This window comes from Cupriavidus alkaliphilus (assembly GCF_900094595.1).
GTDB classification, from domain to species: domain Bacteria; phylum Pseudomonadota; class Gammaproteobacteria; order Burkholderiales; family Burkholderiaceae; genus Cupriavidus; species Cupriavidus alkaliphilus.
Map to the genome: position 1 here is coordinate 345,602 of NZ_FMAD01000001.1, position 12,652 is coordinate 358,253.

Here is a 12,652-nt window from a genome sequence, read left to right on the forward strand (position 1 = left end):
TGAGCCTGGCCATCGGCCCGGGCGAGCTGTGGTGCATCGCCGGCCCCAACGGCGCCGGCAAGTCCACGCTGATGACCGTGCTGGCCGGATTGCGCCACGCCGACGGCGGCAGCGTCGAGATCGACGGCACCGCGCCGGCGCTGGTCGACCCCGCGGTGCTGGCGCGCCAGCGGGCCTATCTGCCGCAAGCCGTGCACGACACCTTCCCGATGCCGGTGCTCGACGCCGTGCGCGTGGGCCGCCATCCGCACCTGTCCGGCTGGGGCTGGACCGGGCGCGAGGACGACCGCATCGTGCACGACGTGATCCGCGCCATGGATATCGAGGCACTGGCCGCGCGCGATGTGCTGACGCTGTCCGGCGGCGAGCGCCAGCGCGTCTCGCTGGCCGCGGCGCTGGCGCAGCAGGCGCCGCTGCTGTTGCTGGACGAACCGGTCTCGCACCTGGACCTGCGCCACCAGATCCTGGTGCTGGAGCAGCTGGCCACGCTGGCCGGGGCGGGGCGCCACGCCATCGTGGTGATCCTGCACGACCTCACGCTGGCGCTGCGCTACGCCACCCACGCCCTGCTGATGGCCGAAGACGGCACCGCGCTGCACGGCCCGGCCGCGCAGGTGCTGACCCCCGAACACTGCTCGCGCGCGCTGCGCACCGCCATCGTCAGCGTCAGCGACGGCGCGCATACCGCGCTGATTCCCGATGGCGCGCGACTGACCACACCGAATTCACGACATGACTGAAAACCAGAACCCCGCTGTGCAAGACCCCGATCGCGATGCCCGCCACAAGGCGCGCATGGTGCGCAAGAAGGAAGTCGTCGACGCCAAGATCGCCGCCGCGCAGGACGAGCGCGGCGTGATCGTCATCACCACCGGCAACGGCAAGGGCAAGTCCAGCTCCGGCTTCGGCATGGTGGTGCGCGCGCTCGGCCATGGCATGCGCACCGGCGTGGTCCAGTTCATCAAGGGCGCGCAGCCCACCGGCGAAGAGATGTTCCTGCGCCGCTTTCCCGACGAATGCGCCTTCCACGTGATGGGCGAGGGCTATACCTGGGAAACCCAGGACCGCGCCCGCGACGTGGCCAAGGCCGAGGCCGCGTGGGAAGTGGCGCGCGGCATGCTGCGCGACCCCGGCATCGGCCTGGTGCTGTTCGACGAGCTCAACATCGCGCTCAAGCTGCACTATCTTGATGTGGAGCAGGTCATTGCCGACCTGCGCGCGCGCCCGCCGATGCAACACGTGGTCATCACCGGTCGCGGCGCGCCGCCGGCGCTGGTGGAGGCGGCCGATACCGTCACCGACATGACCCCGGTCAAGCACGCGTTCCAGCAGGGCATCAAGGCCCAGCGCGGCGTGGAAATGTAGCCCCATTTTTTCTGAGTACCCGATCCAGGCATCATGCAGTTTCCCGAAATCCCTCCGCTCGACGATGCCCTGCGCCCCGTGCTGCAGGCCGCCATCGACGACAAGACCAAGCCGCTCGGCGCGCTCGGCCGGCTTGAAGCATTGGCCTTGCAGCTGGGCCTGATCCAGGGCACCGCGCGCCCGGCGCTGCGGCGGCCCACCGTGATCGTGTTCGCCGCCGACCACGGCGTGGCCGACTCCGGCGTCAGTGCCTATCCGGCCGAGGTCACGGCGCAGATGGTGCAGAACTTCCTGGCCGGCGGCGCGGCCATCAACGTGTTCTCGCGCCAGCACGGCATTGCGCTGGAGATCGTCGACGCGGGCGTGCGCGTGCCGCTGCCGGCGGCGCCGGGGCTGGTCAACTGCCGCATCGCCGACGGCACCCGCAACTTCGCGGTCGAGCCGGCGATGACGCCGGAGCAGGCCGCCGCGGCGATGACCGCCGGCATGGCGCGCGTGCTGCGCCATGCGCAGCAGGGCTGCAACGTGATCGGCTTCGGCGAGATGGGCATCGCCAATACCTCGGTCGCGGCGTGCCTGATGCAGCGGCTGACCGGCCTGCCGCTGGAGGACTGCATCGGGCGCGGCACCGGCCTGGACGATGCCGGCCTGGCACGCAAGCGCGAGGTGCTGGCCGGCGCGCTGGCGCGGCATGCCGACGCGCAGGCGCCGCTGGACGTGCTGGCCGCCTTCGGCGGCTTCGAGATCGCGATGATGGCCGGCGCCTTCCTGGCCGCCGCGGCCAGCCGCATGGTGATCCTGGTCGACGGCTTTATCGCCACGGCCGCGCTGCTGGTGGCGCAGCGGCTGGACCCCAACGTGCTGCAGTACTGCGTGTTCACGCACTGCTCGCACGAGCGCGGCCACCGTGCGCTGCTGGCGCAGTTCGACGCCGCGCCGCTGCTGGCGCTGGACCTGCGCCTGGGCGAAGGCACCGGCTGCGCGCTGGCGTGGCCGCTGCTGGCCTCGGCCGCGGCGTTCCTGAACGAGATGGCCACCTTCAGCGGCGCCGGCGTCAGCACCGCATCGCCATGAGCGCGCCGACCGACCCGGTGCCCATGCCCGAACCCGGCCGCGAGCCACACCGCCCTGCCGGTGTGGCCGGCGAACTGCGCTATTTCCTGACGGCGCTGGGCTACTTCACGCGCGTGCCGCTGCCGGGCTGGCTGGCGCGCTGGGTCGGCTTCGAACCGCACTACCTGCACGCCGCGGCGCGCTATTTCCCGCTGGTCGGGCTGCTGGTGGGCGGCGCGGGCGCGCTGGCCACCTGGGGCGCGGCGCTGTGGTGGCCGCCCGGCGTGGCCGTGCTGCTGGGCATGGCGGCGACGCTGCTGCTGACCGGCGCCTTCCATGAAGACGGGCTGGCCGATTGCGTCGACGCCTTCGGCGGTGCGTGGCAGCGCGACGACGTGCTGCGCATCATGCACGATTCGCGCATCGGCGCGTTCGGTGCGATCGCGCTGGTGCTGGCGCTGCTGCTGAAGTGGCAGTTGCTGGTGGCGATCGCCGGGCGCGGCGGCATCGCGGTGCTGATCGCCGTGCTGGTCGCCGCGCATGCCGCCAGCCGCGCGATGGCGGTCAGCTATCTCGCCACGCTGGCTTACGTGCGCCCCGAGGGCAAGGCCAAGCCGGTGGCGCAGAAGCTGGCCGGCGCGGGCCTGGTGTTCGCACTGCTGTGCGGGCTGGTGCCGCTGTGGCTGGTGTCGCCGGGGTTCGGCGCGGCGGCCGTGGCAGCGTTGCTGGTGCTGCGCCTGCTGCTCGGCCGTTATTTCGTGCGCCGCATCGGCGGCTATACCGGCGACTGCCTTGGCATGGCCCAGCAATGCGCCGAAATCCTGCTCTACCTGGTGGCCGCGGCATGGACGTGGTCCTGATCCGCCATGCGCAGCCGCAGGTGCCGGCAGGAACCTGCTATGGCTGCCTCGACCTGCCGCTGCTGGCGCCGCTGACGCCGCCCGCCGCGAGCATCGTTGCCGGCCTGCCGGCACCGGATCGCATCGTGGCCAGCCCGCTGGCGCGCGCGCTCGGCACGGCGCAGGCGCTGGCCCAGGCATGGCCCGGCGGCGTGCCGGACATCGACACCGAACCGGCCCTGCGCGAAATCGACTTCGGCAGCTGGGAGGGCGTGGCCTGGGATGCGATCGACCGCGGCGCGCTCGACCAGTGGGCGGCCGACCTGCTGCATGCGCGTCCGCATGGCGGCGAATCGCCGGCGCAGGCGATGGCGCGGGTCGCCGGCTGGGCCGCGACACTGGCCGGGGAGCGCGCGCAATGTCTCTGGGTGGTCGGCCATGCCGGCCCGATGCGCATGCTGGCGGCACACTGGCTGGGCGTGCCGCTGTCGACCACGGTCTCCTGGAACCTGGGCTTCGGCGCCAGCTGCGGCTTCCGGCTGGGGCAGGGCGGGGCGCGGCTGGGCTGGTGGAACCGCGCCGGCTGATCAGCGTGCCGGCCGCCGGCTGCGCGCGGTATCCAGGTCCTTGCACATCTGCGCCGCACCTTGCACCACGCGCGGGCCGGCACGGTTGAGCAGGTCACCGTCGATCACGAACAGGTTGTTGCGCGCCACCGCCGTGACCTGCTTCCAGCGCCGCCACATCTCGAAATCCGGCAACGGCTGGTCCGAGCGCGTGGCGCCCATGCCCGCCGTCACCATCGCCTCGGGATTGCCCGCGATCACCGCTTCGACCGACACGGTCGGCACCAGCGGCGCCTCGGCCGCGAACAGGTTGCGGCCGCCGCACAGCGCCAGCATGTCGCTGACCAGGTGCTGGCCGTTGAGCGTCATCAGCGGCTGCTGCCAGACCTGGTAGAACACCGTGACCGGCGGGCGCGCCGCATAAGTCTTGCGCAGCGTTTCCACCTGCTGGCGGAAGCCGTCGGCGGCGCGCCGCGCGGTGGCCTCGGTGCCCAGCAGCGTGCCGAGCTTCTCGATGTTGTCCGGGATTGCCGCCAGCCGGCGCGGCTCGCTGTAGAACAGCGGGATGCCGAGCGCACGCAAGCGGTCGGCCTGCTTCTGCGCATTGCCGTGGCGCCACACCACGATCAGGTCGGGCCTGAGCGCGGCGATGCGCTCCAGGTCCAGCGCCTTGTTGTCGCCCACGCGCGCGATCTCGCGCGCCTGCGGCGGGTAGTCGCTGTAGTTGACGGTGCCGACGATGCGGTCGCCCCCGCCCGCTGCGAACAGCATCTCGGTGACGTGCGGCGCCAGCGAGACCACGCGGCGCGCCGGCTGCGCCAGGCTCACGGTCTGGCCGGCGTCGTCGATGACGGAGACCGTGGCGCTGGCGGGCAGCGCCGCGAACAGCAGGGCGGAGGCGATGACAGGGGTCAGGCGGTTCTGCATGGCAGGCGTCAGAGGGTCAGAGGGTCAGGCAGCGGCCGCCAGCGCCGCGTCCAGCCGCTGCCAGGCCAGCGGCTGGTCCGGCGGCAGGCCAAGGCGCAGGCTCGGCGCGCAGCCGCCGGCGGCATCGAAATAGCGGGTCCAGACGCCGTGCTGCGCCAGGGCGTGGTGCAGCCGCGCGGCGTCGCGATGCGGGACCCAGCAGAACAACGGGTGCATCGCCGGCGCCAGGCCGTGGCGGTCCAGCATGGCGGCCAGCCGTGCCCCGCATGCTTGCAGCCGGTCGCGGGTGGCGTGCTGCCACGGCTGGTCGGCCAGCGCGCGGCGCGCCACCTCGCGCGCGGGGCCGGCGACGGTCCAGTGGCCCAGGCGCGCGCGCAGCGCGTCGAGCAGCGCCGGCTGTGCCAGCACGAAGCCGCAGCGGATGCCGGCCAGGCCGTAGAACTTGCCGATCGAGCGCAACACTACCAGTCCGGGCCGGGCGCTATGCGCGGCGACGGAAGCGCCGGGCAGGCAATCGATAAAGGCTTCGTCGGCCAGCAGCGTGCCGCCGCGCGCAGCCAGCGCGCCATGCCAGCGCAGCAGCGTGGCGGCGGGCAGCACGCGCGCGGTCGGGTTATTCGGGTTGACGACGACCAGATGATCGAGCGCGTCGGCCAGATCAGGCCGCGTGAAATCCGCTTCGTCCAGCAGCACCACGGTGTGCCCCGCGGCGGCAAACGCCGGCGCGTATTCGCTGTACCCCAGCGCGGCGATGCCGACGCGTCCCGGGCGCAGCAGCGCCGGCAGCGTGCGGATCGCGGCCTGCGAGCCGGCCACCGGAAGCGCATGGGGCGCGCCGCATGCCGCCGCCGCCAGTTCGGCCAGGCCATCGTCGTCCTGCGGCAGCCGTTGCCACACCTGCGGCGGCAGCATCGGCACCGCATAGCCGTCGGGATTGATGCCGGTGGACAGGTCGAGCCAGTCGTCGGCCGGGCGGCCGTAGCGGCGCACCGCGGCGAGCAGGTCGCCGCCATGGCGGATCGGGGGCAGGGCGGCGCTCATGCTGGTGCGGAGATGATCAGCGCGGCCAGCGCGCTCGCGCCTGCCAGTGCCAGCCACAGCCATAGCGTGCGCTCGACCAGCCGCAGGCAGGCCATCACATGCGCCGCCTGCGGCGCGGTGCCGGCGCCCAGCGGCGGGCGTTGCTCGATTTCACCGTGATAGCGCGCCGGGCCGCCAAGCCGTACGCCAACGGCGCCGGCCCCCGCGGCCATCACCGGGCCGGCATTGGGGCTCGACCACGCCGGCGCCTGCGTGCGCCAGCAGCGCAGCCCCTGCGCGGTGGCGCCGAGCAGCGCATACGACAGCGCGGTCAGCCGCGCCGGCACCAGGTTGAGCGCATCGTCGAGGCGCGCCGCGGCCCAGCCGAAATACACCAGCCGCGGCGTGCGGTAGCCCCACATCGCATCGAGTGTATTGGCCAGGCGGTACACGATCACGGCCGGCGCACCGCCGGCCAGGAACCAGAACAGCGCGCCGAACACCGCGTCGTTGCCGTTTTCCAGCGCCGATTCGCAGGCGGCGCGGGCCAGCGCCTCCGCGTCGGCGTCGGCGGTGTCGCGCGAGACGATGCGTGCGGTCAGCGCGCGCGCGGCGGGCAGGTCGGCCGCGCCCAGTGCGCCGGCGATCGGGGCGATATGCTGGTGCAGGCTGCGCGCGCCCAGCGCCGCGTACAGCGCCAGCGCATGCAGCGCCAGCGCGGCGAGGGGATGCCAGCGGGCCGCGGCCGCCACCAGCCACCATGCCAGCGCGGCCGGGGCCAGCACCAGCGCACACCAGCCGGCAAGCCCGGCAAGGCGCTGGCGCCATGGCGCACTACGCTGCGGGGGAGGGTTGAGGCGTCGTTCCAATGCGGCCGCGATGCGGCCGAAGCCAACCAGCGGATGCCAGCGGCGCGGCTCGCCCAGCCAGCGGTCCAGCAGTGCCCCGATCCATGCCGCTGCCACGCATGCCGGCCAGGCCAGCATCAGCATGCGGGATCGGGCCCCTTTACCGCAACCGGGATGCCCGCCACCAGCAGCCGCACGCAGTCGGCGGCGGCAGCCAGCTTCTGGTTCAGGCGGCCCAGTTCATCGACATAGAAGCGCGTGATGGCGCCCATCGGGATCACGCCGAAGCCGATCTCGTTCGAGACCAGGATCACGTGGCCGGGCAGCGTCGGCAGCGCGTTGAGCAGCGCCTCGATTTCTTCGGTGAACGCCGCCGGGGGCGTGATCACGCCATGCTCGGGATAGCTGCGGCCGTTGGGGAAGAGCAGGTTGTTGATCCACAGCGTCATGCAATCCACCAGGATGCAGCCGTCGTGGCGCGCGTTGGCATAGAGCGCATCGGCCAGGTGCACCGGCTCTTCCACCAGGCGCCAGTCGGCGGGACGGCGGGCGCGGTGCAGCGCGATGCGCACCTCCAGTTCCTGGTCGGCATGGGCCGGATCCTGGTGCGCGGTGGCGATGTAGGTGACCGGCCCGCCGGTGAGGGTGGCGTGGTCGGTGGCGAGCTGTTCGGCAAAGTGGCTCTTGCCGGAACGTGCGCCGCCCAGCACCAGGGTGAGCTGGCGGCCGCCGGTGCCGCCGGCGGCAGCGCGCGGCTGTGCGGCAGGGGCGGTGGCGGGTGCGATGGCCGGGGTTTCCATCCGCGTATTGTAGCCGCCGCATCCAGGCATGGCACGGCCCGCGTGGGGCACAGTGCCAAAGTGCGATAAGGCCGGTGCGATAATCCGCCGATGCAACCCGACTCTCCGCAATTCCCGCCTGCGGGTGCCCTGCGCGGCACCCTGATGGTCCAGGGCACCACCTCCGATGCCGGCAAGAGCACTATCGTCGCCGGCCTGTGCCGGGTGCTGGCGCGCGCCGGCACGCGCGTGGTGCCGTTCAAGCCGCAGAACATGGCGCTCAACAGTGCCGTCACCGCCGACGGCGGCGAGATCGGCCGGGCCCAGGCCCTGCAGGCGCAGGCCGCGCGGCTGGCGCCGCACACCGACATGAACCCCGTGCTGCTCAAGCCCAGCAGCGACACCGGCGCCCAGATCATCATCCACGGCCGCGCGCGGCTGGACCTGGACGCGCGCGCCTACCACGCCTACAAGCCGCAGGCGATGCAGGCGGTGCTGGCCTCGCACGCGCGCCTGGCGCAGGCCCATGAGGTGGTGCTGGTGGAGGGCGCCGGCAGTCCGGCCGAGGTCAACCTGCGCGAGCGCGACATCGCCAACATGGGGTTTGCCGAGCAGGTCGACTGCCCGGTGGTGCTGGTCGCCGACATCGACCGCGGCGGTGTGTTCGCGCACCTGGTGGGCACGCTCGACTGCCTGTCCGAGAGCGAGCGCGCGCGCGTGACCGGCTTCATCATCAACCGCTTCCGCGGCGATATCGGGCTGCTGGAGCCGGGACTGGACTGGCTGGTGGCGCGTACCGGCAAGCCGGTGTTCGGCGTGCTGCCGTACCTGCACGGCCTGCACCTGGATGCCGAGGACGCCATCATCGGCGCGCAGGCCGATGCCGGCCAGGGCGCGCAGCGCCTGCGCGTGATCGTGCCGGTGCTGCCGCGCATCTCCAACCATACCGACTTCGACGCGCTGCGCGCGCACCCGCAGGTGGACCTGCAGTTTGTCGGCCCGGGCCGGCCGGTCCCGCCGGCCGACCTGGTGGTGCTGCCGGGCAGCAAGAACGTGCGCGGCGACCTGGACTTCCTGCGCGCCCAGGGCTGGGACGCGGCGCTGGCGCGCCACCTGCGCTACGGCGGCAAGCTGATCGGGATCTGCGGCGGCATGCAGATGCTGGGGCGGCAGGTGCACGATCCCGATGGCCGCGAAGGCCCCGCCGGCAGCAGCGCGGGGCTGGGCTGGCTCGATTTCGAAACCACGCTGGCGGCGGACAAGCAGCTGCGCCAGGTGCGCGGCCGGCTCGCGCCGGAGACGGCCGACGCGCCGGTGCGCGGCTACGAGATCCACCTCGGCGTCACCACCGGCAAGGGCCTGGAGCGGCCCGCCGCGTGGCTGGACCGCGGCGACGGCACCATGCGGCCGGACGGGGCGCGCTCGGCCGACGGGCAGGTGCTGGCCACCTATGTGCACGGGCTGTTCGACGATCCCGCCGGCTGCCAGGCGCTGCTGCGGTGGGCCGGGCTGGAGCAGGCGCAGGCGGTCGATCTCGACGCGCTGCGCGAAGCGTCGATCGAGCGCCTGGCCGACACCATGGCCGCGCACCTGGACCTGGCGGCACTGCTGGCGCCGTTGCAGCGCTGACGTTGCCGCACTGGCCTTGCCGCACGGTGGTCCCCCGCGCTGCAACGGCAGTGCCAAGGGGCCCTGCTAGAATCGCGAATCCTTCGCATTCGCACCGCGGCCCGGCATGGCTTTTACGCCATATTCCGCGCCTTGCAGCGTCCGCTCAACGTACTTCACCCCGTCATGGTCACCGGCCGCCTGCGCGTCGTCCTCGTCAAGCTGCATCGTTATATCGGCCTGAGTCTCGGCCTGCTGTTCGTCCTGATGGGGCTGACCGGCATGACCATCGCCTGGCGCGATGAACTGGACGCCTGGCTCAACCCCGACCTGCTGGTGGCCTCCGCGCCGATGACGGCGCCGGTCACTCCGGACACGGTCCAGGCCGTCACCGAGCGGCTCGCGGCGCCGCCCTACGGCAAGCCCAACCTGCTGATGCTGCCGACCCATGCCGACGGCGTCTTTATCGCCTGGTATCCGGTCAAGGGGCCGGGCGGGGTGGTGCCGGGGCGCTCGCGCCAGGTGATGGTCGACCCGCTCACGCTGGAAGTGAAGGGCGAGCGCGTCTGGGGCGAGCCCGGGCTGTCGCGCCGGTTGCTGCTGCCCACGCTGTTCCACCTGCACCGCTACCTGCTGTCGGGCGATACCGGCAAGACCATCACCGGCGTGGCCGGCATGCTGCTGTTGCTGACCACGCTGGTCGGGGTGGCGGCGTGGTGGCCCAAGATGAAGCTGCGCTCGGTGATGCAGGCGTTCCGCATCACGCATGGCGGCTCCTGGTCGCGTTTCAACTATTCGCTGCACCGTGCCGGCGGCATCCTGGCCGCGCCGGTGCTGGCCGTCATCGCGTTTTCCGGCTGGTACCTGAACCTGCCCAAGTGGGTGACGCCGATCGTGGCGGGCGTGATGACGGTGACGCCGCCCGCCAGGCACGTCTCGGCGCCGGCGCCGGCCGGGGCGCGGCCGCTGGAGGCGGGCGAGATCATGGCCGCGGCGCAGGCGCAGTACCCGCAGGCGCAGGTCACCCGCATCGGCTTTCCGCGCAAGCCCGGCGATGCCTTCGAGATCCGGCTGTGCCAGCCCGGCGAGGTGCGCCAGCATACCGGCGCGACGCGGCTCTGGCTCGATGCCTGGACCGGCGCGCCCCTGGGCGTGCGCGACCCGCAGCAGGCGCCCGCCGGCGACACGCTGCTGAACTGGCAGTTTCCGCTGCATACCGGCGAGGCCTTCGGCCTGCCGGGGCGGATCTTCATCACGCTGTTCGGGCTGGCGCCGCTGGGGTTTGCCGTGACCGGCACGCTGATCTGGTGGAAGCGGCGGCGCGGCCACCAGCGCCACGTGGTGAAGAGCGCGCAGCGCGCCGGCATGCGGCGGGCATGAAAAAAGGCAGGCCGCAGGGCCTGCCTTTGTCTTTGGCGGACGCGGATGCGTCGCTCAGATTTCCAGGTTGTCGATCAGCCGGGTCGCGCCCAGGCGGGCCGCGGTCAGGATCACCAGCGGCTCGCCGGCGAGGAATTCCTCGCGCGTGGGTGCCTGCAGGTTGACGCGCTTGCGGATCGACACATAGTCCGGCTTCCAGCCACGCTGTTCCAGCGAGGCGCGGGCATTGGCCTCCACCGCCAGCAGGTCGGCCGAGGCGCGGTCGCCGCCCAGCACGGTGTCGCGCACGTCGTGCAGGGTGCGGTACAGCATCGGCGCCTCGGCGCGCTCGTCGGGGCTCAGGTAGCGGTTGCGCGACGACAGCGCCAGGCCGTCTTCGGCGCGCACGGTCTCGGCCGGAATGATGTCGATCGGCAGCGCGAACTGCTGCACCATCTGGCGCACGATCATCAGTTGCTGGTAGTCCTTCTTGCCGAACACCGCCACGCGCGGCTGCGCGCACGAGAACAGCTTCATCACCACGGTGCACACGCCCTTGAAGAAGCCGGGGCGGAATTCGCCTTCGAGGATGTCGCCCAGGTCGTGCGGCGGCTCGACGCGGTATTCCTGCGGCACCGGGTACATGTCGCGCTCGGAAGGCGCGAACAGCACGTAGACGCCTTCGCTCTGCAGTTTTTCGATGTCGTCCTGCAGCGTGCGCGGGTACTTGTCGAAATCCTCGTTCGGGCCGAACTGCAGGCGGTTGACGAAGATGGATGCCACCACCGGGTCGCCATGCTGGCGCGCCAGGCGCATCAGCGACAGGTGGCCTTCGTGCAGGTTGCCCATGGTGGGGACGAAGGCCGCGCGGTTCTGGCCGCGCAACTGGTCCCGCAGCTCTTGGATGGAGGAAATGACTTTCATCTGCCTTGGTGTGCTGGTCGTGTAGGGGTGACCCGGACGCCGGTCCGCGGCGCGCGGCGGCTGCCGTGCCGGTCTGGGCCGGCTGTCGGCGGATTGTAGATCAAGTGGGCGGGGGCTGGCCTCGGCGGTTCGGACGGGTCAGCTGGGGCTGTACGCCAATCGCACATAAATCGGCGCGAACGGCTCGGCCTGGGTGATCTCCACCAGCGATTCGCGCGACAGCTCCAGCATGGCGATGAAGTTCACCACCACCACCGGCACGCCCTTGCCGGAGCGCACCGCGTCCTCGAACAGCTCCGAGAACTCCATGAAGCGCGCATGCTGCAGCCGGCGCAGGATCTGGCTCATATGCTCGCGCACCGACAGCTCCTCGCGCGAGATCTTGTGGTGCTGGTTGAGCTTGGCGCGCTTGAGCACGTCGGCCCAGGCCGCCTGCAGGTCGACGGTTTCGACGTCGGGAAAGCGCGGTGCCAGGCTCTGCTCGATATAGACCTGCGAGCGCAGGAAGTCGCGGCCCAGCTGCGGCACCGTATCCAGGCGCTGCGCGGCCAGCTTCATCTGCTCGTACTCCAGCAGGCGACGCACCAGTTCGGCGCGCGGGTCCTCGGCTTCCTCGTCGCTGTCGGCCTTCTTGACCGGCAGCAGCATGCGCGACTTGATCTCGATCAGCATCGCCGCCATCAGCAGGTATTCCGCCGCCAGCTCGAGGTTGGTCTTGCGGATCTGCTCGATATACGACAGGTACTGCCTCGTCACCTGCGACATCGGGATGTCGAGGACGTTGAAGTTCTGCTTGCGGATCAGGTACAGCAGCAGGTCCAGCGGGCCCTCGAAGGCTTCGAGGAAGATCTCGAGCGCGTCCGGCGGGATGTAGAGGTCCTGCGGCAGCTTGAACAGCGGCTCGCCGTACAGGCGCGCGAACGCCATCCCGTCGACCATGTCGGCGGGGCCGGCCGGGCCCGCGGCGGCAGCGGGCGCCACGGCGGGCAGCTCCACGGGCAGCGGCAGCTTGTCCTGGTCGCCTGCGCTCATGGTGCGGTCGGCTCGGGCTCGGGGGCGGCGGGGATCAGTTGTCCTGCGAGTAGACGTAGGGCTTCTGCGCCACGCGCGAAGCCTGGGCGCGGGCGCGCTCTTCGAGGTCGATCGGTGCCTTGTCCCACAGCAGGGCGCGGCCGTCGCGCTGCTCGGCCTCCAGCGTCGGGCGCTCTTGCTTGAGCTGCTTCAGGAACTGGGTGATATCGGATTCGTAGAGGGCCATGTTCAACCGGGGTGCACCCATGCGGGCGCCAGATAGGTACAGTGGGCCATGATTTTACAGTATCGGCCCCCCGGGATGCACGCCAGACCGTAGCCGGGGGCCGCGC

General features: G+C 71.7%; 13 protein-coding genes and 1 pseudogene. 7 read left to right on the plus strand and 7 right to left on the minus strand.

Annotated features, from left to right (window positions below):
- Positions 1-2 precede the first annotated feature (2 nt).
- From GA0116996_RS01610 to GA0116996_RS01630, 5 genes and pseudogenes are all read left to right on the plus strand, one after another.
- A pseudogene (locus GA0116996_RS01610) lies at positions 3-740 on the plus strand (ABC transporter ATP-binding protein); the annotation flags it as partial.
- Complete coding sequence (cobO, locus tag GA0116996_RS01615; protein ID WP_092306681.1) at positions 733-1,365, plus strand: cob(I)yrinic acid a,c-diamide adenosyltransferase; 633 nt, start codon at positions 733-735, stop codon at positions 1,363-1,365. The pseudogene GA0116996_RS01610 and the gene cobO, both read left to right, overlap by 8 nt.
- A gap of 33 nt (positions 1,366-1,398) precedes the next feature.
- Entirely contained in the window at positions 1,399-2,439 is a 1,041-nt protein-coding gene (gene cobT / locus GA0116996_RS01620; protein ID WP_092306683.1) for a nicotinate-nucleotide--dimethylbenzimidazole phosphoribosyltransferase, read from the plus strand.
- A complete protein-coding gene (locus GA0116996_RS01625; RefSeq protein WP_375790474.1) occupies positions 2,436-3,278 on the plus strand; it encodes an adenosylcobinamide-GDP ribazoletransferase in 843 nt (280 codons plus the stop codon). The genes cobT and GA0116996_RS01625 overlap by 4 nt, the downstream gene beginning before the upstream one ends.
- Positions 3,263-3,844: a histidine phosphatase family protein gene (locus GA0116996_RS01630; RefSeq protein ID WP_092306685.1), complete on the plus strand. Its 582-nt coding sequence runs from the start codon at positions 3,263-3,265 to the stop codon at positions 3,842-3,844. The genes GA0116996_RS01625 and GA0116996_RS01630 overlap by 16 nt, the downstream gene beginning before the upstream one ends.
- On the opposite strand, the gene GA0116996_RS01635 is transcribed toward GA0116996_RS01630, so the two are convergent.
- The 4 genes from GA0116996_RS01635 to cobU are packed head-to-tail and all read right to left on the minus strand — an operon-like array spanning position 3,845 to position 7,448.
- Complete coding sequence (locus GA0116996_RS01635; RefSeq protein WP_092306687.1) at positions 3,845-4,750, minus strand: cobalamin-binding protein; 906 nt, start codon at positions 4,748-4,750, stop codon at positions 3,845-3,847.
- A 24-nt stretch (positions 4,751-4,774) separates the two neighbouring features.
- On the minus strand, positions 4,775-5,791 hold the full coding sequence (gene cobD / locus GA0116996_RS01640) for a threonine-phosphate decarboxylase CobD (RefSeq protein WP_092306689.1): 1,017 nt from the start codon (positions 5,789-5,791) through the stop codon (positions 4,775-4,777).
- The gene (locus GA0116996_RS01645) at positions 5,788-6,762 is read right to left on the minus strand and encodes a CobD/CbiB family cobalamin biosynthesis protein (RefSeq protein WP_092306691.1); all 975 of its coding nucleotides are present in this window, start codon (positions 6,760-6,762) and stop codon (positions 5,788-5,790) included. Before GA0116996_RS01645 ends, cobD begins: the two co-directional genes overlap by 4 nt.
- Positions 6,756-7,448, minus strand: coding sequence for a bifunctional adenosylcobinamide kinase/adenosylcobinamide-phosphate guanylyltransferase (gene cobU, locus GA0116996_RS01650; RefSeq protein WP_092306693.1), 693 nt, complete (start codon positions 7,446-7,448; stop codon positions 6,756-6,758). Before cobU ends, GA0116996_RS01645 begins: the two co-directional genes overlap by 7 nt.
- Positions 7,449-7,508: 60 nt before the next feature.
- On the opposite strand from cobU, the gene GA0116996_RS01655 reads away from it, so the two are divergent.
- Together GA0116996_RS01655 and GA0116996_RS01660 are read left to right on the plus strand one after the other, a co-directional pair.
- Positions 7,509-9,026, plus strand: coding sequence for a cobyric acid synthase (locus GA0116996_RS01655; RefSeq protein WP_092306695.1), 1,518 nt, complete (start codon positions 7,509-7,511; stop codon positions 9,024-9,026).
- Positions 9,027-9,191: 165 nt separating this feature from the next.
- Positions 9,192-10,385 carry a PepSY-associated TM helix domain-containing protein gene (locus GA0116996_RS01660; protein WP_092306697.1) on the plus strand — a complete coding sequence of 398 codons (1,194 nt, stop codon included), beginning with the start codon at positions 9,192-9,194 and terminating at the stop codon, positions 10,383-10,385.
- 54 nt (positions 10,386-10,439) lie between these two features.
- On the opposite strand, the gene panC is transcribed toward GA0116996_RS01660, so the two are convergent.
- The 3 genes from panC to GA0116996_RS01675 form a co-directional block, all read right to left on the minus strand.
- Positions 10,440-11,288: a pantoate--beta-alanine ligase gene (panC, locus tag GA0116996_RS01665; RefSeq protein ID WP_092306699.1), complete on the minus strand. Its 849-nt coding sequence runs from the start codon at positions 11,286-11,288 to the stop codon at positions 10,440-10,442.
- A gap of 138 nt (positions 11,289-11,426) precedes the next feature.
- The gene (locus tag GA0116996_RS01670; RefSeq protein ID WP_092306701.1) at positions 11,427-12,320 is read right to left on the minus strand and encodes a segregation and condensation protein A; all 894 of its coding nucleotides are present in this window, start codon (positions 12,318-12,320) and stop codon (positions 11,427-11,429) included.
- A 34-nt stretch (positions 12,321-12,354) separates the two neighbouring features.
- Complete coding sequence (locus GA0116996_RS01675; protein ID WP_018008060.1) at positions 12,355-12,546, minus strand: DUF3460 family protein; 192 nt, start codon at positions 12,544-12,546, stop codon at positions 12,355-12,357.
- Positions 12,547-12,652: the final 106 nt, after the last annotated feature.

Bases quoted from the DNA above. Each gene is read 5' to 3' on its own strand.
- cobO (WP_092306681.1), top strand. From the start codon at position 733: ATGACTGAAAACCAGAACCCCGCTGTGCAAGACCCCGATCGCGATGCC.
- cobT (WP_092306683.1), top strand. From the start codon at position 1,399: ATGCAGTTTCCCGAAATCCCTCCGCTCGACGATGCCCTGCGCCCCGTG.
- GA0116996_RS01625 (WP_375790474.1), top strand. From the start codon at position 2,436: ATGAGCGCGCCGACCGACCCGGTGCCCATGCCCGAACCCGGCCGCGAG.
- GA0116996_RS01630 (WP_092306685.1), top strand. From the start codon at position 3,263: ATGGACGTGGTCCTGATCCGCCATGCGCAGCCGCAGGTGCCGGCAGGA.
- GA0116996_RS01635 (WP_092306687.1), bottom strand. From the start codon at position 4,750: ATGCAGAACCGCCTGACCCCTGTCATCGCCTCCGCCCTGCTGTTCGCG.
- cobD (WP_092306689.1), bottom strand. From the start codon at position 5,791: ATGAGCGCCGCCCTGCCCCCGATCCGCCATGGCGGCGACCTGCTCGCC.
- GA0116996_RS01645 (WP_092306691.1), bottom strand. From the start codon at position 6,762: ATGCTGATGCTGGCCTGGCCGGCATGCGTGGCAGCGGCATGGATCGGG.
- cobU (WP_092306693.1), bottom strand. From the start codon at position 7,448: ATGCCTGGATGCGGCGGCTACAATACGCGGATGGAAACCCCGGCCATC.
- GA0116996_RS01655 (WP_092306695.1), top strand. From the start codon at position 7,509: ATGCAACCCGACTCTCCGCAATTCCCGCCTGCGGGTGCCCTGCGCGGC.
- GA0116996_RS01660 (WP_092306697.1), top strand. From the start codon at position 9,192: ATGGTCACCGGCCGCCTGCGCGTCGTCCTCGTCAAGCTGCATCGTTAT.
- panC (WP_092306699.1), bottom strand. From the start codon at position 11,288: ATGAAAGTCATTTCCTCCATCCAAGAGCTGCGGGACCAGTTGCGCGGC.
- GA0116996_RS01670 (WP_092306701.1), bottom strand. From the start codon at position 12,320: ATGAGCGCAGGCGACCAGGACAAGCTGCCGCTGCCCGTGGAGCTGCCC.
- GA0116996_RS01675 (WP_018008060.1), bottom strand. From the start codon at position 12,546: ATGGCCCTCTACGAATCCGATATCACCCAGTTCCTGAAGCAGCTCAAG.